The sequence below is a fragment of the Maribacter aquimarinus genome (assembly GCF_047345505.1).
In the GTDB taxonomy this organism is placed as follows: Bacteria; Bacteroidota; Bacteroidia; order Flavobacteriales; family Flavobacteriaceae; genus Maribacter.
In genome coordinates this window covers 1-19117 of record NZ_JBLFEO010000038.1, presented here as the reverse complement: position 1 = coordinate 19117, position 19117 = coordinate 1, and the positions used below count along the sequence as shown (strand labels likewise).

Here is a 19117-nt window from a genome sequence, read left to right as displayed (position 1 = left end):
CCAAAGGGAAAAACAATCATTTTATTGTACATTTGAACGTAATTTAAGCCCGTGCAGCCCTCCAAGACCGCCATCCTCATTTTTGCCAACTCCTCCGCTGTGGAAGCGCGCCGAAAGGGCATCCCAAAGTCGGGGAGCTTGTTCACGGCCCTCAATGAGGACATTCTTAAAAAAGTAAAAAAAACCAAGCTTCCCTATGTTCTTTGCACGGAAGACGCCCAGGTGGGTACCGATTTTGGCACCCGTTTTACCTCGGCCATAGCTTCCGTCTTTGCCAGGGGCTTTGAACGTGTCATCACAGTGGGAAACGATACGCCCCACCTGAGCACGAAAAAACTACTGCACGTCTTAAAAAACCTGGAACAGGGAAAAACGGTGGTGGGCCCCAGTACGGATGGAGGCGTGTATGTCTTGGGCTTTCACAGGGATTCCTTTGAGGCCAAAAGTTTTAGGGCACTGCCTTGGCAACGGGCTGTGCTTTGCGATGCCATCATCCGCCATTTTTCCCGTTGGGGCAGTCCCTACGTTTTGCCCAGGCTCACGGATATTGATGCCCTAAGGGATGTGCGCACGCTGCTCCATACGGTAAGGCCCCTTGCCTTGGTCTTGAGGAAGCTCTTGTTGGCCCTACTGTCCCAACAACCGCCGGTGGCCGAACAAGATGCGCGGGAAAGTACCCGTTTTTTTCAATCCAATCTTTTCAACAAGGGATCGCCCTTGGGTGTTTCGTGACTTTTTTTCCGGTCTTTTTGGACCCCATCACTTAACGTACATCTTACCATTGCATGAAACATTTTTTATGGTGCATGTCCCTACTTTTTACGGTAGTGGGGCAGGCCCAACAGTCCATTTCAGGGCGTGTGACCGATGCCAACAACCAAGGCATCCCCTACGTGAACGTTGCCCTTTTGGGCACCGACATAGGCGGTATTACCAATGAAAACGGGAATTATGAACTGGATGTGCCCAACCTTCTAGGTACGTTGCAGTTCTCTGGTCTGGGGTATGGGACGCAGACCATCCCCATACAAAATAGGACCGTGATCAACGCCCGGCTGCAAGAAGCCTCGGAGCAGTTACAAGAGGTGGTGCTGACCGCCCTTGGCCTAAAAAGGGAGACCAAGGAACTGGGCTATGTGGTGCAAAGCTTGTCTCCCCAAGAGGTCACCGAAGTAAAGGCGGTGAACTTTTTGGACAACCTGGCCGGGAAATTGGCCGGGGTCACCATTAACCAAGGGGCAACGGGGGTGGGCTCTTCTTCCCAAATAAGTATCCGGGGAGAGGCGTCGTTCTCCAACAACAATCCGCTTTTTATTGTGGACGGGGTGCCGATCAACAACAATTCGGTCTTTAACTTCACCAACGAGGCCGCGGCCGGATTCCAGGAAGTGGATTTTGGCAATGGGGCCATGGAAGTGAACCCGGACGACATTGCCGAGGTTTCCGTCTTAAAAGGGCCCAGTGCCGCAGCGCTCTACGGCACCCGTGCGGCAAACGGGGTCATTGTGATAGCCACCAAGGATGGGTCTAAGAGCAAGGGGCTGGGCATTGGCTACAATACCAGTTTTTTTGTGGACAGGGCCTTTCAATTGCCCCATTTCCAGAACGACTACGGCCAAGGCCAGGCCGGTGTTTTTGAATTTGTGGACGGACTGGGCGGGGGCATCAGCGATAACATTACCTACAGTTGGGGCCCACGGTTGGATGTGGGAAACCTCATACCGCAATTTGACGGCCCCGTGACCCTGCCGGACGGCAGCGTGGTGCGGGGCGGGGATACCTCCCTGTATTCCGGCCTGCCCATTGCCCCAACCCCGTTCAATTCCCACCCCAACAACCTGCGGGACTTTTACCAAACGGGCACCACGGCCATCAACAACCTGGCCATTGCTTCGGGCTTTGATAAAGGTGATTTTAGGCTGTCTTTTACCGATCTGCGCAGTGAGAGCATCATCCCCGGGGTAAATTTGGACAGACAGACCGTATCGGCTCGTCTCACTTTTCGTCCAACGGAAAACCTGCGCATCCAATCGAGCATCAACTATGTGAATTCCCAAAGCGACAACCGCCCCGCCAGCGGATACGGTTCCGAGAACGTGAACTACTCCTTGGTGGCCTGGGGTCCAAGGTCGCTCAACATGGACAACCTGCGCAACTACTGGCAGCCCGGTCTGGAGGGGCTGCAGCAATATTCCTTCAACTACACATTTTTTGACAACCCCTTCTTCATCCTCAACGAAAACCGGAACGCTTTTAACCGGGACAGGGTGTTTGGAAATGTATCCGCTTCGTGCAACATTACGGATAAGTTAACGGCCACCATAAGAACGGGCATGGACCATTCCAGTGAGCAGCGCCAAATGAGGCGGGCCTTTAGCAGCAATCGTTTCCGCAACGGGGCCTATGCGGAGCACGATGTGCTGTTCCGGGAAATAAACACCGATTTCCTGCTCCATTACCAAAATGTGTTTGGCAATGTTACCGTGGATTTCTCCCTTGGCGGCAATAGGCTGGATCAAAGCGCCTTTACCTCCCAGGCCCAGACCACGCGCTTGGCGCAACCGGGCATTTTTAGGCTGAGCAATGCGGCATCTCCCATTGAAGTGTTCGAGTTTGAGGCGAACAAGCGCATCAACAGTTTTTATGGCTTGGCCAAAGTGGGGTACAAAGACTACCTGTTCTTGGACATTACGGGCAGGAACGATTGGTCCAGCGCCTTGGCCACCCCGTTTTCGGTGGATAATGTCTCCTTTTTTTACCCCTCCGTGTCCAGCAGTTTTATCCTGTCCAATGTCACGGAACTGCCCCAAGCCATTTCCTTTGCCAAACTACGGGCCAGCTACGCGCAGGTGGGGAACGATACCTATCCGTACCAGACCACCGGGGCCTTTGTGGCGCAAACGCCCTTTAATGGGCAGCCCACCTTTAGTGAGCAGAACTTTATTGCCAACCCCAATTTGCGCCCAGAGCGGACCGCAGCTGTGGAGTTTGGGGCCGATGTACGCTTCTTTGGGGACAAGCTCCGTTTTGACGTTTCTTACTATAACGCCGTTACCAGTGATCAGATCATTTCCCTGCCCATTGGCATTTCTTCTGGTTTTTCGCAGCAAGTGGTCAATGGTGGCAAAGTCCGCTCCCAAGGTGTGGAGGTCATTTTGGGCGCCACCCCCGTGGCCACGGATAGGTTTAGGTGGAACAGTACGGTGAACTTTGGCCGCAACCGGGTCACCGTGGAAGACCTGCCCCAGGAAGATGGCCGGTTGACCTTGGCCCTGTCCCGGATTTACGACAGTCAGAACCAGACCGTTTTTGTGCAGGTGGCGGAAGGGGGCCGCGTGGGCGATCTGTACGGAACCGGATATTTGAGGAATGCCAATGGCGATTTTGTCCTAACGGAGGAAGGCCGCTATATCCCCGACAACAATTTGCAGAAATTGGGAAATTCCAACCCGGATTTCATGCTGGGGATCAACAATGCGGTTACCTATAAAAATTGGAACCTCAGCTTTTTGTTCGATTGGCGCCAGGGCGGGATCATCGTCTCCCGGACCAGGGCCCTGGGCAATGTGGGCGGCCAGCTGGCGGAAACCGCTTTTCGTCCGGAGGAGGGCATTGTTCCCGCGGGGGTGGTGAACACCGGCACCGAGGCCAACCCGGTTTTTGTTCCCAACACCACCGCCGTTACCGCAGAAAGCTATTACCGCCAGTTCTATGACCGAAACCACGAAGAGAACAATACCTACGACGCCTCTTTTTTAAAGCTGCGCCAGTTTGCCCTGGGCCACACCTTTGAGAACATCAATTTTTTACAACAAAATGCCCGCCTGAACCTGTCCCTGATCGGGAGAAATTTATTTGCCATTACCGAAAACCCGCATTTTGACCCAGAGCAGTTTGCGGTGCAAGGACAGGGTTTTGTGGGTGGCGTGGAAGACATGTCTTACGCCACTACCCGGAGCATTGGGGTTAGGGCCGGATTTAATTTTTAACGGGACGATGATAAAAACGGATACCTTAAAACGTTGGACGATGATTGGAAACTCTTTTGGGGCCTTTAATAAAGGGGAACCGTGTTGCGATGCCGAAGCTCTGGACCAGGCGGCCATGGTTTTAACTGGCGGCACCGGCCCTGGAAAAGGATGGTCTTTCCCTGGGAACGTTGTGGAAAATGGCTTTTTGCGGTCAACCTTGGCATTGGTTTTCCTGCTGATGGGTCTGGGCTGCACCGAGGACTTTGAGGACATCAACACCAATCCCAACCAGGCCTTGAGCGTACAGCCCAGTTTGTTGCTGCGCCAGGTGATCTATGATTATGGGGAGCAAATGTCTTACGAGGGCTTCACGGCCGGAGATCTCCTGGGCCAGTATCGCACCGCTTTGGACTTTAACCTGTTTGATCGCCACGACTTAAAATCGCCCCAATTGGGCGGCAATCCCTGGCCCATACTGTACACCAATCTTAGGGACAATGAGCAGCTGCTGAACCAAGCCTTGGAGAACCCCACCTTGCGGGTGTACGAAGGCCCGGCCAGGATCCTAAAGGCCCATATGGCAGCGGCCCTGACCGATATGTACGGCGATGTGCCCTATTTTGAGGGCTTTCAGGGCAAGCAGGGCATCGTTTCCCCGGCCTATGATGCCCAAGAGGACATCTACCTGGCGGAGGGAGGTATTTTTGACATGCTGGAAAAGGGCATCGCGGCCCTGGAAAATTACGAGGGCACCTTGGCCCTGGAAGGCGATATACTGTTTCAGGGCGATCTGCAGGGATGGCTGCGGTTCGCAAGATCGCTACAGATCAAGTTTTTGATGCGCACCTCCAAGGTGCGGGACAATGCGGCGGCCTTGCAAGCGCTCTTTGATGAGGGTGGTTTTATGGAGAACAACGCACACAATGCCACCTTCGATTTCAACGCCGGGGAGCCCAACAATTTCAGGTTGGCCCGTTTGCGCATTGGCGATTTCAACAATTTTGTGCTGTCCGAAACCATGCACGAAATCCTTACCGGGCTTAACGATCCCCGGCTCCCGGTCTTGTTCCGGCCCTTTTCAAATAGCGAGGCAGGGGAGTTCAACGGTCTGTTAAATGGCATTGATGCCACCCAAAACGCCGCCGTCCTGGCCGATTATTCCCTGGCGGGAACCGCCTTCAGGGAAGACACCAGCTCCTTGGACGCCAATTTCATGACCAGCTGGGAAACCCATTTTCTGTTGGCCGAGGCCGCAGCACGGGGCCTGATTGCCGCAGATGCCCAAGCCCTTTACGAAACCGGCGTGGCCCAGGTCTTTGCGTACTGGAACACCCCGCTCCCCGAGGGGTACTTGACCACCACCGCGGCCTATGCCAATGGCAATCCGCTGGAGAACATCATTACCCAAAAATGGATCGCCAACATCATCAACGGTTACGAGGGGTGGATCGAATACCGCAGAACGGGCTTTCCGCGCTTAAAGACCATTGCGGCCAGTTTAAACAAGGACCTCATTCCCGTGCGCATGCCCTATCCGGCAGAGGAGCAGGCCCTGAACGCGGCAAACTATGAAGCGGCTGCGGCCAAAACGGATGGTAACAGCATTAATGTGGAAGTATGGTGGAACGTTCCCCTTTAGTGCCTTCCCTTGTCCAGGGCTGGCCTGTATTTTGGGCGGGGCCTGGAATGGACAGTGGGCCCAAACGGGCCGGGAAGGCCCAAAAGATCATGAAAAGCAAAAACCAGGGCACACTATGGGCATAACGGCTTTTATGGCAATACCGGAGCTTCCCTCCCTGTGGGCGGGTGTGCAACTTGCCCCATTCGGGGCGGGGGCGCTCTGGCTCCAATGGGGGTTGGTGGTCGGTTCCAGTCTCTTGCTCTTTCTGTTTTCGCCCTTGGCAAAAAACACCCAACAGTTTTTTAGGGCGGTGCGGCACAAGAAAGCGCCGAATGCCTTTGTGCTCATGGGGAGTTTGGTCATCTCCTGGATCTTTGCCAAAAGCATTACCAATGCCGCCAATCTCGGCCTGGCCTTTGGCCTTGTCGGGGGCGTGGCCTATGCCGGGTATTACCTGTCCTTTGTGGTGGCGGGCGTGGTCATTTACCAAATGCGCACCAAGGGTGGTTTCAAGAGCATACACCATTTTCTGGGCCAACGTTTCGGAACATCTGCCATTGCGCTCTTCTCCATCCTCATTGCTTTTAGGCTTTTTAACGAGGTGTGGAGCAATACCATGGTCATTGGAAGTTATTTTGGGGACATGGGCACGGCGAGCTATTATTGGGCCATCATGGTCTTTACCGGGCTTACCCTGGCCTATGCCCTGAAGGGCGGTCTCAGCAGCTCCATTTTTACCGATGTTATACAAATGGGACTCTTCGCCATTTTATTGGCGGTTCTTCTTTGGATCATTTTTGAACCCACCAATGCATTCACGGCCAGGGAGGCGGTTTTTTCCGGTAGCTGGACCTTTGCCACCGGCCTCAACCTGCTCTTTGCCGCCATCTTGCAATCGTTCAGTTATCCGTTTCACGACCCGGTGCTTACGGACAGGGGATTCATCAGTTCCCCCAAGACCACCTTAAAGGCTTTTTTATGGGCCGGGCTCGTGGGTGCCGTTTGTATTGTGCTCTTTAGCCTTATCGGGGTTTTTGCCCAGTCCCAGGGCATGGTGGGGCAGGCGGCCGTTGAGGTGGCCCAGGCCTTTGGGCTGGTGGCCCTGCTGGTGATCAATTTTATAATGATCACCTCGGCGGCATCGACCTTGGACTCCACATTTTCATCTTTCTCCAAGTTGTTGTCCGTGGATCTGAACTTGGGGAACTCCCTGAAATTTGGTCGGCTGGCCATGATCGTGGTGGCCGTGCTGGGCACCGTTCCGGTGTTTCTGGATGCTGAAATTTTGTCTGCCACCACCATCAGTGGCACGATGGTCATTGGGTTAACCCCTGTTTTTCTGTTCTGGAGAAAAGAGGTGCCCAAGATCAGTTTTCATCTGAGTGTGGGTTGTGGTCTGGTTTTTGGTCTGCTGTTGGTATTTCAGTGGTTTCCGGAAAGCTTGATCTTCACCCAGGGCGAACATGCCGACCTGCTATGGGTGAATGGTTGGGGCATTTTGGTTTGTATGGGCTTATATTTGGTACCGCTATGGATAAGAAAATAGAACATCTTGGGGAAAAGACCGGGAAGCTCTTGCTTTTTGGTGGGGTGTACGGCAATCTACAGGCCTTGGAGCAGTTGGTGTCCATTGCCAAGGAAGAAGGCATCCCGGCGGAAAATTGCATCTGCACGGGAGATATCACCGGATATTGCGCCCAACCGGAGGAAACGGTGCAGTTGTTCCGGGATTGGGGCGCGCTGAGCATTGCGGGCAATGTGGAGCTGCAACTGGCCAACGACAGTGAGGACTGTGGCTGTGACTTTAAGGCGGGCAGCCGCTGTGATGGCTTTTCCAAGACCTGGTTCCCTTTTACCAAAGGACAGCTATCCAAAGGGTCCTTGGATTGGATGGCCACGCTTCCGGAGTTCCTTAGCTTTGACCACGGTGGCAAAAAGGTTACCGTGGTGCACGGCAGTTACGGGCATGTTGCTGAATTTGTTTTTGAATCCTCGCCCCAGGCCATAAAAAAAAGGACGCTTGGGCAAACAAAAAGCGATGTCATTGTTGCGGGCCACTGCGGACTCCCCTTTAGCCAGTCCATTGAAGATCGGTTGTGGTTGAATCCCGGTGTTATCGGGATGCCGGCCAATGATGGCACCCAACGGGTGTGGTACATGCTCATGGAGCAGAAAGAGGGCCAAATGAGCCACTCCCACAAATCTTTTGCCTACGATTTTAAGACCGCGCAGCAGCTGATGTACAAAAACCACCTGCCCGAAGCCTACGCGGACACTTTGGCCTCCGGGATTTGGGACAATATGGAAATACTTCCCGAACGGGAGAAGTTGGCGCAGGGCATTCCCATACGCCTAGATAAAAATGCACAGAAAATTATAGAAATTAAAACACCAAAAAAGATGGCAAATTCGTATTATGACCCAAAGGACCTTAGAAAATTTGGAAAGATCACGGAGTGGAGCGAAGAGCTGGGCACCAAGTTCTTTGACTATTATGGAAAGGTCTTTGAAGAGGGTGCCCTGAGCGCCAGGGAAAAGTCCTTGATCGCCCTGGCGGTCTCCCACGTGGTGAAATGTCCGTACTGCATAGATGCCTATACCAAAGACGGTCTGCAGCGCGGCATTACCAAGGAAGAAATGATGGAAGCCGTGCATGCCGGGGCCGCCATTGAAAGTGGGGCCACCCTGGTGCACGCGGTGCAGATGATGAACAAGCATGACAAATTGAGCATGTAGGTGCCAAAGGGTACCGCTGCCCGGGCACATTGAAACAAAATGAAGGCAAGGCGCTGCAGACGCCTTCCAATAACAACAAAAGAAAATGGCTACAAAATCATTAAAGGCAAAAGGCAACCAGCTGGCAGAGAGCAACCGGCAGTTGGATATTTTGAACGGGGGCATCTTTGCCGAGGGCGAACTCCCCTTTTTCAAGGACAAAATTGCGGAGATCGGCCGGTTTCCGTTACGTCCCAAAAAGTTGGAAATACTGCAGATCAATGTAGGGTACATGTGCAACCAGGTATGTGAGCACTGCCACGTGGACGCCGGGCCGGACCGTAAGGAGATCATGACCCGCGAAACCATGCAACAATGCCTGGAGGTGATCAAGAACACCGGTGCGCACACCCTGGACCTCACCGGGGGGGCACCGGAAATGAATCCGGATTTTCGTTGGTTTGTGGAAGAGGCGGCCAAGGCGGGCATCAAGGATTTTATTGTACGCTCCAACTTGACCATTATCCGCGCGAACAAAAAGTACCATGACCTGCCCGATTTCTTTAAGGAACACAATGTGCATGTCATCTCCTCCATGCCCCACTATACGCGCGGTAAGACGGACAAACAACGTGGGGACGGTGTTTTTGACAAGTCCATAAAGGCCTTACAGGAACTCAATGCCCGGGGTTACGGCCTGCCCGGTAGCGATCTGCGCCTGGATCTGGTCTATAACCCCTCTGGTGCGTACTTGCCCGGGGACCAGGCGGCCATGGAAAGGGATTTTAAAAAGGCCCTGGACGAGGATTTTGGCATCCAGTTCCACAACCTTTTTGCCATTACCAACCTGCCCATAGCACGTTTTTTGGACTACCTTATTGCCTCTGAAAACTACGAGGACTATATGTACGCTTTGGTGGAGGCGTACAACCCCGCCGCGGTGGCCAACGTCATGTGCACCAATACCATTTCCATAAGCTGGGACGGTTGGCTGTACGATTGTGATTTTAACCAGATGTTGGACCTTAAGGTGGCCAGTAAGATCAAGCACATCAAGGACTATAACGAGGATATTTTAAACGACCGCAACATCATCATCTCCCAACACTGTTATGGCTGTACCGCCGGGGCGGGAAGCAGTTGCCAGGGGACGGTGGCCTAGAAAGGCCCACCTTACCCGCTTGTGTTTTCTGCTCATTTTTGTTTGTTATGTCCTTTTAAATGTCCAGCTCTTCTTACTCTGGACGGTATGGGCGTGACGCTCGCGCTAGTGGGGGAACTGTATGTTCTTAGCTGGCAAGGCAGTCGTCACAGAAGAGCGCTAGCGAGAAAGTACTAAATCGAAACGAGTATCATTAGCGCTTACTCGGTCGCCAGCGTCTTTAAAACTTGCCAAAGATTAGAATTAAATTATAGAATTTTTCTCTTATTACTAGATATTTGGAGATATTGGAAGACAACTCAAACCTAGAAAGGAAAATTATGACAACCTTTATTTTTGAAGGAATTTCAAATAATTACTAAACGAATAGATACCACCAGGAACATTTTTAGCTGTTTTGGGATTTTTTGGGCCACGATAAACCAATTTATCTTTTTTTCCAATAATATTTACCACCTGAGTAGCAAGAACTATAACCTCTCAACCAGGCCTCTTTGTATTCTGCACTCAAAGAACCGTTATACATTATACTATTATATGCAGAACCGGCAAATTGTTTGCCTTGATTTCTTGTCCCATCAGTGCAACCATTCATTAAAGCCTGGTTGACGTTAAAAGAAGAGCTGTCTTGGGCGTTAATCAACATACAAAAACTGAAACTTAAACTAAATAAAAGTACTTTTTTCATGATTGCAATAGTTTTTTTCTTTAGTCAAATTTAAAAAAAAATGAATTATATACAAGTTTGATTATCAAATTGTTTGGGTACCCCCGCTGGCGCGAGCGTTGCGCTCGTGCCTGTAGAGGTTGCCATTTTCTTCGCCGCTCCTTTTATCATCCACAACAGCCATTCCCTTCGGCTGCGCCCGGCGCGGGCCTTTCCACTTTCTTGAGGATTCCCCTCTGTTGCCTCCATTGATTTTCTGGACGTAAAACCTGTAAAGTCCCTCAATGAACATAAAGGTTTCCCTTTGTATCACCTGAACCCCCAAAGGCAGCGCTCCCTGCGAGCGTGACTTGGCGTGAAACAATGGGAAAACACCTCCATTCCTTTTTTTCTGCAATGGCGGATGCTTTGTTCCAAGATGAAAAAATAAGCCTGCCTTGTTAATACATGAATCCAGGACACCGTAGCAAAGCTTACAAAGTAAGCCGCGGTCGGGTTCTTGAATTTGTATTTTCTGCTCATTTTAATTTTTCTTCTTTATTTTCATTTAACTCTTTTTACTCAGGACGGCACGAGCATGCCGCTATCGCTAGCGACAACCGCCTTTTTTGGCCGTTTGGTGTCAGGCTAAATAAAGCATCTGTCTTTAAAACTTCAGATAAAACAGAAACTGTCTCAATAGGCCCCATCTGATGCCAAAACATAACCAAATTAAGGTGGGCACCGAATTGCATCATTTGAATTCAGAAAATTTTTGGTTCCCAAGGTAATCAACAATTGGCAATGGTGGGCATGGGAACGGCCATTAGTTTCGCTCAAAGGCCAATGCGGAGGCCATGTCCACACGCCTTCCGAGCTCATTGCCCTCCCAATGGAAGTCCACTGCTGCCATTGGCCAACCGTTCCATAATTCTAAAACCTGACCTGTGCCTCATTGATCTGTACAAAGAAATCCTCGGGCGGGATCGCCTACCCCTTATACCAGTTCTGGTTTGGAATGCAGCCATAGAAATGGAATTATTTTTTTGGCCTGCGAAAAAGAAAAATCAGGCATAGCCGAGCTACGGCTTATTTTTATTTTGAAGTTGGGCGTAAAAAGAAACCATTTATCGGCTTATTTTCAATTGGGAAATGGTATTGGTCCGTACAAAAACGGATTTGGAAATGTGGGTTTACCATATGGGAGCTATGGCTTTTTGCCGGAGCGCTCCCAAAACTGCGCTTGCCCTGGCTGGGCATAAAGGATAATTCAGTACCTTGTACGGGCAGGGGCCATGTGCCTTTTCCAAGGCCTGTCCCTTTGGGAGCTTTGAACAACGATTCATATAAGATTCTAGAAAAACCAAACAATGGCAACAATTTGGAAACGGACACTACGATGTACACGTGTTTTACCAGCTTTGTTTTTGGCGCTCTCCGTGCACGCACAAGAAGCAAAACACCTTGGCGTGGGTGCCACAGCGCCCGAGGACGCCACGGTGCTGTTCAATGGATCCCGGGAAATGTTGCATGCCCATTGGACCTATTGGGATGGGCCGCGATTGGCGGCCAGCCTGCCCATAAAATGGCCATTGGAAAAAGACCCCGTGGATGGTGGTACGGTGCTGAACAGCAATGATCCCGCGGCTGCGGGAGGTAAGTATGGGGCGGCGGACATTGTGACCAAAACGAAATACCGTGATTTTAGGCTTCACGTGGAATTTTTGATCGTGAACGAAGGGGGCAACAGTGGGGTGTACCTACAGAACCGCTATGAAATTCAAGTGCTGGACGGGGACAGCACCAAGCACGGAATGGGGGCCATTATCAATGAGACGGAATCTCCGTACCACGCCTATAACGGCTTGGGCAAATGGAATGCCTACGACGTTACCTTTAGGGCAGCACGGTTTAAAAATGGGGTCCGCACCGAAAAGGCCAGGGCAACCGTTTATTTCAACGGCCAAAAAGTGCACCAAAACTTCCCCATAGATAAGGTTTGGGGCGGGGTTAACTCCGGACTGGATGGCGGAGTGGCCCTTACGGATGTCCCGGGCGGCATAAAACTTCAGGCGGAAGGCCACGATGTCCTCTACCGTAATATTTGGATCAAGGAACTGGATCTAGAAACAGCGGAAACGGATTTTTAGAAGCGGCAACAGCCCATTAAAACCAAAGATTTTCTACTTTTTAACCGTACAACGTACCCATGAAAAAAATCCAACGCATACTTGCCCTTGCTTTTATCTTAAGTGGTGCCGCCCTCTTTGCAACTGCCCCTGCCAGCGTTACCATACGTGAAATGGAAATGCCCAGTGATTCCCTCCAGCTCGCTGAACTGGACACTTTCTGGGCCGAGGTCTCAAGAACAGTGGAAGAGGGCGACTTTGAAGGCTACGGTGCCACCTACCATAAAGATGCCGTTGTGGTTTTTACGACCGGAGGGCGCAAGACCTCGATGACCATTGCCAAAGCGCTGCTAAACTGGAAACAGGGTTTTGAGGACACCAAAGCGGGAAAAACCCAGAACAAGGTGGAATTTAGGTTTTCGGAACGTATAAATGACGAAACCACGGCCCATGAAACAGGGATTTTTGCCTTCCAGTCCAACCATGGAAGTGCCCAGGAAAACCCAAAGCAATTTGTGCATTTTGATGCCTTGCTCATTAAAAAGGACGGTGCTTGGCTGATGCTGATGGAATATCAAAAATCCAGTGCGACCAGCGAAGAATGGGAATTGCTGGAATGATCTGGTAAACACCAAAAGGCAGTTGGCCAAATTACCGAAACTGGCACGGACAAAAATTCCCAGGTAGAAAAACCAGGGTATTCCAAGCCAGTGCATGCTTCAGGGTTGGCCCCAAGGCCAGTCCTTTGCAACTTGTTTCGGTTGCACATACACAAAATATGCCCTGGTTACGATTCCGGCCAGCCTTGATTTTACCGTTTTCAGTGGACACCGCATTTTCGTCAAGAAATGTTGTTATTAAGGGTATCTTTATATCAAACAAAAAAAAAAAATGGAAGCACAGAATTTTAAGAATCACACCAAATTAGTAAAGGGGTTTCACGGACTTTTGTTTATTGCCATAGTGGCCTTGTTGATCGGGGCGGTGAACAACCTTGTCCGTACCAGTAGTGATAACCTTTATTTGGCCTCTTTGGTGGTGTTGATCGCTGTTATTTTTCTAATTATGGCATGGTTTGTACGCAGTTTTCCTTTAAGGGCCCAAGACCGGGCCATTAAAGCCGAGGAAAACCTGAGGTACTATGTCATGACGGGAAAACTGTTCCCGAAAGAATTGAAGGTATCCCAAATCATAGCTCTACGTTTTGCAAGTGACGACGAATTTTTGCCCCTAGTGGAAAAAGCGGTCAAGGAAAACTTAACGAACAAAGAGATAAAACGGCTCATAAAAAATTGGAGGCCCGATTATTATAGGGTTTAAAAGGATCATTGGAAACGCTGCTGAAAAGCATTTTCTCAAATTTTCGTTGGGCTGTTGCATTACGTTGGTGTGGCACGTGAGCGCCAGTGGGCAATTCTCTCATCCTTGGCGTTACGCTCGTTCCCGCACAGTTTTTGGGTTCGTTCATGGCAACCATAACCCGCCCACCGCAGTGTTCCTCCATGTACCCCCCGCTAGCGCGAGCGTCACGCTCGTGCCCGCACAGTTTTTAGGTTCTTTTACGGCAACCATAACCCGCCCACCGCAGTGTTCCTCCATGTACCCCCCGCTAGCGCGAGCCTCACGCTCGTTCCCGCACAGTTTTTGGGTTCGTTCATGGCAACCATAATCCACATACCGCAGTCTTCCTCCATATACCGCCCCGACCTTAACTTTGGAACAATTACAGTGCCAGTACGCCCCATCCCCCTCAGTTAAGCCACCAAATACTGAAATTGAGTACCGTGGCAAAGGCCACCCACAGCAGGTAGGGCACCAGCAGATAGGCGGCCACGCGGCTAACGGTATGGAACCATTTTATGGTGAGCACGATCATGGCCAACAGGGCCACGATCACCCACAGTGCCCAAAAAGGGGACTTGAGGCCAAAAAACACCAGGCTCCAAAGCGCATTGAGCAGCAGCTGAAACCCAAAATGATATAGGGCCGTCTTTACCCACTTGTGGTGCAGCCCCTTGCTCCATACCAGCCCCGCCGCAATGCCCATGAGCACATAAAGCACGGACCAGACCGGGGCAAACAACCAGTTTGGGGGGTTAAAAGGGGGCTTGTTCAAGGTGGGGTACCAGTCGGTCACCGAGCTTTGTGTGGCGGCACTGGCCAAAAAGCCCACCATAACACACAGTACCACCGCTGCGCCTATGTACGTTCCTTTTCGTTTCAAATGCACTGGTTTGTGCCCTAAAGTAAGGATTTATTTTATTTCGGGCCCGTAAAAAGAGCACCGTAAAAACTATCTTTGCCCAAAGCTCCCTTTTATGATCGTTGACGATTTTTTGCCCAAGGAAAGCACCGCACCTTTGGGCAGTGGCCACCTTACCTATAAGGCGCCGAGCAACATTGCCTTGGTGAAATATTGGGGCAAAAGGCCGCACCAACTGCCGGCCAACCCCTCCGTAAGCCTTACCTTGAGCCACTGCGCCACCACCACCACGGTCTCCTATGACGGTCAGGGGGGCACGGCCAATGGAGTATCTTTCGATCTTTTTTTTGAGGGCGGGCCAAAGCCGTCTTTCCGGCCCAAGATCGAGACCTTCTTTTCCCGTATTGCGGCGTATGTGCCCTTTTTAAGGGGTGCCCATTTAAAGATTGAAACCTCCAATTCCTTTCCGCACAGCAGTGGCATTGCCTCTTCCGCCAGCGGTATGGCCGCCCTGGCCCTGTGCCTGGTGGAAATGGAACGGCGAATGTGGCCCAAGATGTCGCAGGCCCATTTTGAGCAAAAGGCCTCTTTCCTGGCCCGCTTGGGCTCTGGCAGTGCCTGCCGAAGCATTGCGGGAAGCTTGGTGCACTGGGGCCTGCACGCGGAGACCCAGGGCAGTTCCGATCTCTACGGCATTTCCTACCCCTATCCCGTGCACCCGGTGTTCACCACCTACCAGGACACCATCTTGTTGGTGGACAAGGGCCAGAAACAGGTGAGCAGCACCCTGGGGCACGATCTTATGCACGGCCATCCGTTTGCCGCACAGCGGTTTGCCCAGGCGCATGACAACCTCAATGGGCTGCGGCCCATCTTTGGGAAGGGCAACTTGGAGGCCTTTGTAAAAATCGTGGAGAGCGAGGCACTTACCCTGCACGCCATGATGATGAGCAGCAGCCCCTACTTTGTCCTTATGAAACCGAATACCCTGAGCATCATAGAGCGGGTGTGGGACTTTAGGGAACGTACCGGAAGCCCGATCTGTTTTACCCTGGACGCCGGGGCCAATGTGCACCTGCTCTATCCGGAAGATGAAAAAGAACGGGTTTTGCCCTTCATTGAACGGGAACTGGCCCCATTTTGTGAAAAAGGGCAGTATATTTGCGACCGCGTTGGCAGCGGTGCCCAGAAAATGTGACCCGAAACATACATTTTTCAACCAAAAAACGTTCTGTCATAGGGATTTTTGATAATTTTGTTTAACCTTTAAGACAAAATAGTTAAACTTTAAAGTTCCGTTCACTATATTTACGGGGTAGCGCAGACCCGCTTGCAGATGATGAAATGAGCCGTGACCATGCGGGATACCAACCAAAATGTAGATTGGCGAATGACACCCGCCTCACACGGACCGGGCAGGGCTGACCATTAAAGACAAATAATTAGCAACAGATGAAAGGACCCTTGTTTTATTCCAAGATATTGTTGTTTGGGGAGTATGGCATCATCAAAGATTCCAAAGGGCTCTCCATTCCCTACAATTTTTACAAAGGTGCCTTAAAGACGGAGGACAATTTGAGTGGGGAAGCCAAGGCCTCCAACGCCAGTCTGTTGCGTTTTGCGCATTATCTGGAGACCCTTTCCGAATCCAAGCCCCAATTGGTCTCCTTTGACCTGGCCGCCATGAAGGCCGATGTGGCCGCCGGAATGTATTTTGACAGCTCCATTCCCCAAGGCTACGGGGTGGGGAGCAGTGGGGCCCTGGTGGCCGCCATATATGACAAATACGCCCAGGACAAGATCACCGTTCTGGAGAACCTTACCCGTGAGAAACTATTGGCCCTGAAAACCATTTTTGGCGAAATGGAGTCCTTTTTCCACGGCAAGTCCTCTGGATTGGACCCCTTGAACAGTTACCTGAGCCTGCCCATCCTCATCAACTCCAAGGACAATATTGAATCTACCAGCATTCCCTCCCAAAACGCCGAAGGCAAGGGTGCGGTATTTTTATTGGACAGTGGCTCCACCGGGGAAACGGCCCCCATGGTGCAACTCTTTATGGAGCAGATGAAGAACGAGGGCTTCCGGCAAATGATCAAGAATCAGTTTGTGAAGCATACGGATGCCTGTGTGGAAGATTTTGTGAACGGCAACATCAAATCCCTATTTGGAAACCTAAAGCAGCTCTCCCACGTGGTGCTGGACCATTTTAAGCCCATGATCCCCGCCAAGTTCCATGAACTTTGGAAACAGGGCATAGAGACCAATGACTATTATCTAAAACTGTGCGGCTCGGGCGGCGGCGGTTACATCCTTGGCTTTACCGAGGATTTTGACAAAGCCCAAAAAGCCCTCAAGGGCCACCGTCTGGAGGTGGTCTATAATTTCTAGGCACATTATGTTCAACAGACGGAACAAGCTCTTGCTCTTAAAGGTGTTGAGCCTGTTTTCGGTGGTTCGGGGCTACAACATCCTTATGATCGTGCTGGCCCAGTACCTGGCCTCCATTTACATCCTGGCACCCGAACTGCCGGTGCGGCAGGTGGTCTTTGATCTTAACCTCTTTGTTCTGGTGATTGCTTCTTCCTTGGTCATTGCTGCGGGCTACATCATCAACAATTTTTACGATGCGGAGAAAGACCTGATCAACAAGCCCCACAAGAGCATGCTGGATCGTTTGGTGAGCCAGCGCTTTAAGCTCAGTACCTATTTTGTCCTGAACTTTATGGCGGTCTTTGCGGCCAGCTACGCCTCTTTCAAGGCGGTACTTTTCTTTTCGGCCTATATTTTTGGCATTTGGTTCTATTCCCACAAGCTCAAAAAAATCCCTTTTCTGGGCAATGTGGTCTCGGTAAGTCTGGCCATTACCCCTTTCTTTGCCGTTTTTGTGTACTACAGGAATTTTGATACGGTGATCTTTGCCCACGCCCTTTTCCTTTCCCTGTTGATGTTGGCCCGCGAAATGGTAAAGGACTTGGAGAACATGTCCGGGGACATGGCCCAGGATTACCGCACCGTGCCCATTATTTACGGGGTGCCGAGGGCCAAGACCCTTATTGGCATTGTGATTTTGGGCTCCTTGCTGCCCGCTTTTTTGCTCACCTATTTGTTTGATGTGGGCCGTATGGGCTACTATTTCTTTGTGAGCATGGCGCTCTTGCTCCTCTTTCTCTTCTTGCTGCGGCGGGCCACCTCCAAGCTGCATTTTGTCTGGCTGCACAACATTTTAAAGTTCATCATCGTGGTGGGGGTCTTCAGTATTTTGTTGATCGATGTGGATCTGGTGCTGAACCGAATTCTTTAGGCAGGGTGTTCAAAGCTTTATCTTTTCTTATAGACTTGTCCAAACAATCTATTTTTGATCCAATGATGGACATCTCATTGGTGGCGCTTTTTATTATTCTATAATATATGGAATCTTCAAAAACGGATTAAGCAACTAATAATTCCTTATTGTTGTCTGCATCTCTTTCCGACCATAATATATAATCAGCATTTTTTGTCTTTAGAGCATCTAAAAATTGATTCTTCACCCTCTTATCAGAATCATTTACAACGGCTATTGCCCTAACATCTTTTTTCGTGGACTTCTCCCGAACTGGTTTAATATCTTCCCAAGAAAACAAAAAAGTGGATAAGTTTTGTTTGTTGATTGTATTAAAAGATTTGATTACAATTTCTTTGTTCTTGTGAGCTATCTGAAAATCAAAATTAAATTCTAATCCCGTTTCGCCTTTAGAGATGAAGTCAGGGGTGTAAATAACATTTTGTGAATCCAAATATATTCTTACATCTTCTTTAAAAATTGATGCCACATTGTTGTTAGATAGAACATAAAGGTCATTTACCTCTGTAATTGCTGATAAAAAGTTGTGTTTGCATTGTGAAAAATTCTCAATATTCGATTCTATAATGAGTTCATTGTCTCTGACATTTAAACCGTAATTCAATAGTATGGAATCCAACAGGGACCTCCTTTTTTTAGAACCTTGAATGTGTAGCCCTTGCAATTCAAGATTAGCCATAGTTTCTCCGTTGTCACTTAAGATCAATCGATCTCCATTCCTTTTTGCGTATATTTCGATGGCATCGTTAAAAGCACCAATAAAAGGAGTACTGATGAGAAACCAATCTGTTGTGGGTTCTTCGTGGATAAAAGTTTTTTCTTTTAACCAGTTATAATAATCATCCACATATGTATTTACCCAATTCAAAATATTGCTTGTTGTATGTTGATTTGAGATTTAAGGTTTATTAATTTTGCGAAATTAGTTATTAAATCAGACAAGTCCGAAGTGCTATTTAGTTCTTTAACAGGAAAATCATGATCTTTTAACGGTATGGCCCAGGCCAAGGGCTTGTAACCCTCCACAAACACATGCATATGATGTTCATCCAGATTGAACCATTTGCCCGCATACTTTTTTAGATAAGAAGGTAATGTCTCTTTTATTATTTCAGGATTTCGATGCGTGCCCTTGTAATCTATGCGTAGAAGATTTGTAAAGGAATTGCTTTCAAGATGATGAATGGATGTTTTTAAAATTATGGCTCTATCGTGTTTTGAGTGGGTAAGTTAGTAAATTGTTATTTTCGGGGGATGGAAAATTCCAAGGAAATATTCGCACTCGCCCTGGGTCTTACCGATCCGTGGTATATAAAGGAGATGT

General features: G+C 49.9%; 16 protein-coding genes and 1 pseudogene. 13 read left to right on the top strand and 4 right to left on the bottom strand.

All coding sequences use genetic code 11. The features are described from left to right. Positions 1-51 precede the first annotated feature (51 nt). From ACKWCC_RS18095 to arsS, 7 genes and pseudogenes are all read left to right on the top strand, one after another. Positions 52-732 (top strand): TIGR04282 family arsenosugar biosynthesis glycosyltransferase, encoded by a 681-nt coding sequence (locus ACKWCC_RS18095; protein ID WP_413997378.1) that lies wholly within the window; start codon positions 52-54, stop codon positions 730-732. A 53-nt stretch (positions 733-785) separates the two neighbouring features. After that, positions 786-3989 carry a SusC/RagA family TonB-linked outer membrane protein gene (locus tag ACKWCC_RS18090; RefSeq protein ID WP_413997377.1) on the top strand — a complete coding sequence of 1068 codons (3204 nt, stop codon included), beginning with the start codon at positions 786-788 and terminating at the stop codon, positions 3987-3989. Positions 3990-4209: 220 nt separating this feature from the next. Continuing rightward, positions 4210-5610, top strand: coding sequence for a SusD/RagB family nutrient-binding outer membrane lipoprotein (locus tag ACKWCC_RS18085; RefSeq protein WP_413997390.1), 1401 nt, complete (start codon positions 4210-4212; stop codon positions 5608-5610). A gap of 133 nt (positions 5611-5743) precedes the next feature. After that, entirely contained in the window at positions 5744-7138 is a 1395-nt protein-coding gene (locus tag ACKWCC_RS18080) for a sodium:solute symporter (protein ID WP_413997376.1), read from the top strand. Further along, positions 7069-7749: pseudogene (locus tag ACKWCC_RS18075) on the top strand (metallophosphoesterase family protein); the annotation flags it as partial. The gene ACKWCC_RS18080 and the pseudogene ACKWCC_RS18075, both read left to right, overlap by 70 nt. A 243-nt stretch (positions 7750-7992) precedes the next feature. After that, positions 7993-8328 carry an arsenosugar biosynthesis-associated peroxidase-like protein gene (locus ACKWCC_RS18070; RefSeq protein WP_413997389.1) on the top strand — a complete coding sequence of 112 codons (336 nt, stop codon included), beginning with the start codon at positions 7993-7995 and terminating at the stop codon, positions 8326-8328. An 85-nt stretch (positions 8329-8413) separates the two neighbouring features. Continuing rightward, complete coding sequence (arsS, locus tag ACKWCC_RS18065) at positions 8414-9469, top strand: arsenosugar biosynthesis radical SAM (seleno)protein ArsS (RefSeq protein ID WP_413997375.1); 1056 nt, start codon at positions 8414-8416, stop codon at positions 9467-9469. Positions 9470-9896: 427 nt separating this feature from the next. Here the strand turns inward: arsS and ACKWCC_RS18060 are convergent, their stop codons facing one another. Beyond that, positions 9897-10157, bottom strand: coding sequence for a hypothetical protein (locus ACKWCC_RS18060; protein ID WP_413997374.1), 261 nt, complete (start codon positions 10155-10157; stop codon positions 9897-9899). A 1427-nt stretch (positions 10158-11584) separates the two neighbouring features. Between ACKWCC_RS18060 and ACKWCC_RS18055 the strand changes: the two genes are divergently transcribed. The 3 genes from ACKWCC_RS18055 (at position 11585) to ACKWCC_RS18045 (ending at position 13564) form a co-directional block, all read left to right on the top strand. After that, positions 11585-12265, top strand: coding sequence for a 3-keto-disaccharide hydrolase (locus ACKWCC_RS18055; protein ID WP_413997373.1), 681 nt, complete (start codon positions 11585-11587; stop codon positions 12263-12265). Positions 12266-12324: 59 nt separating this feature from the next. Then, on the top strand, positions 12325-12864 hold the full coding sequence (locus ACKWCC_RS18050) for a hypothetical protein (RefSeq protein ID WP_413997372.1): 540 nt from the start codon (positions 12325-12327) through the stop codon (positions 12862-12864). Between the two features lie 271 nt (positions 12865-13135). Next, the gene (locus tag ACKWCC_RS18045) at positions 13136-13564 is read left to right on the top strand and encodes a DUF6526 family protein (RefSeq protein WP_413997371.1); all 429 of its coding nucleotides are present in this window, start codon (positions 13136-13138) and stop codon (positions 13562-13564) included. A gap of 430 nt (positions 13565-13994) precedes the next feature. Here the strand turns inward: ACKWCC_RS18045 and ACKWCC_RS18040 are convergent, their stop codons facing one another. Then, positions 13995-14468, bottom strand: coding sequence for a TspO/MBR family protein (locus tag ACKWCC_RS18040; protein WP_413997370.1), 474 nt, complete (start codon positions 14466-14468; stop codon positions 13995-13997). A gap of 94 nt (positions 14469-14562) precedes the next feature. Here ACKWCC_RS18040 and ACKWCC_RS18035 point away from each other — a divergent pair, with 94 nt between their 5' ends. The 3 genes from ACKWCC_RS18035 to ACKWCC_RS18025 all read left to right on the top strand — a co-directional run bounded on the left by ACKWCC_RS18035 (position 14563) and on the right by ACKWCC_RS18025 (position 17751). Further along, a complete protein-coding gene (locus tag ACKWCC_RS18035) occupies positions 14563-15645 on the top strand; it encodes a diphosphomevalonate decarboxylase (RefSeq protein ID WP_413997369.1) in 1083 nt (360 codons plus the stop codon). 254 nt (positions 15646-15899) lie between these two features. Then, positions 15900-16838, top strand: coding sequence for a mevalonate kinase family protein (locus ACKWCC_RS18030; RefSeq protein WP_413997368.1), 939 nt, complete (start codon positions 15900-15902; stop codon positions 16836-16838). Positions 16839-16845: 7 nt separating this feature from the next. Next, the gene (locus ACKWCC_RS18025; RefSeq protein WP_413997367.1) at positions 16846-17751 is read left to right on the top strand and encodes a geranylgeranylglycerol-phosphate geranylgeranyltransferase; all 906 of its coding nucleotides are present in this window, start codon (positions 16846-16848) and stop codon (positions 17749-17751) included. 127 nt (positions 17752-17878) lie between these two features. On the opposite strand, the gene ACKWCC_RS18020 is transcribed toward ACKWCC_RS18025, so the two are convergent. Further along, positions 17879-18661, bottom strand: a complete 783-nt coding sequence (locus ACKWCC_RS18020; RefSeq protein WP_413997366.1) for a DUF1829 domain-containing protein — start codon at positions 18659-18661, stop codon at positions 17879-17881. Continuing rightward, positions 18658-18993: a DUF6978 family protein gene (locus ACKWCC_RS18015; RefSeq protein WP_413997388.1), complete on the bottom strand. Its 336-nt coding sequence runs from the start codon at positions 18991-18993 to the stop codon at positions 18658-18660. The genes ACKWCC_RS18020 and ACKWCC_RS18015 overlap by 4 nt, the downstream gene beginning before the upstream one ends. Positions 18994-19117 lie beyond the last annotated feature (124 nt).

Coding starts and splice junctions, on each gene's coding strand:
- ACKWCC_RS18090 (WP_413997377.1), top strand. CDS start 786: ATGAAACATTTTTTATGGTGCATGTCCCTACTTTTTACGGTAGTGGGG.
- ACKWCC_RS18085 (WP_413997390.1), top strand. CDS start 4,210: ATGGGTCTGGGCTGCACCGAGGACTTTGAGGACATCAACACCAATCCC.
- ACKWCC_RS18080 (WP_413997376.1), top strand. CDS start 5,744: ATGGCAATACCGGAGCTTCCCTCCCTGTGGGCGGGTGTGCAACTTGCC.
- ACKWCC_RS18070 (WP_413997389.1), top strand. CDS start 7,993: ATGGCAAATTCGTATTATGACCCAAAGGACCTTAGAAAATTTGGAAAG.
- arsS (WP_413997375.1), top strand. CDS start 8,414: ATGGCTACAAAATCATTAAAGGCAAAAGGCAACCAGCTGGCAGAGAGC.
- ACKWCC_RS18060 (WP_413997374.1), bottom strand. CDS start 10,157: ATGAAAAAAGTACTTTTATTTAGTTTAAGTTTCAGTTTTTGTATGTTG.
- ACKWCC_RS18050 (WP_413997372.1), top strand. CDS start 12,325: ATGAAAAAAATCCAACGCATACTTGCCCTTGCTTTTATCTTAAGTGGT.
- ACKWCC_RS18045 (WP_413997371.1), top strand. CDS start 13,136: ATGGAAGCACAGAATTTTAAGAATCACACCAAATTAGTAAAGGGGTTT.
- ACKWCC_RS18035 (WP_413997369.1), top strand. CDS start 14,563: ATGATCGTTGACGATTTTTTGCCCAAGGAAAGCACCGCACCTTTGGGC.
- ACKWCC_RS18030 (WP_413997368.1), top strand. CDS start 15,900: ATGAAAGGACCCTTGTTTTATTCCAAGATATTGTTGTTTGGGGAGTAT.
- ACKWCC_RS18025 (WP_413997367.1), top strand. CDS start 16,846: ATGTTCAACAGACGGAACAAGCTCTTGCTCTTAAAGGTGTTGAGCCTG.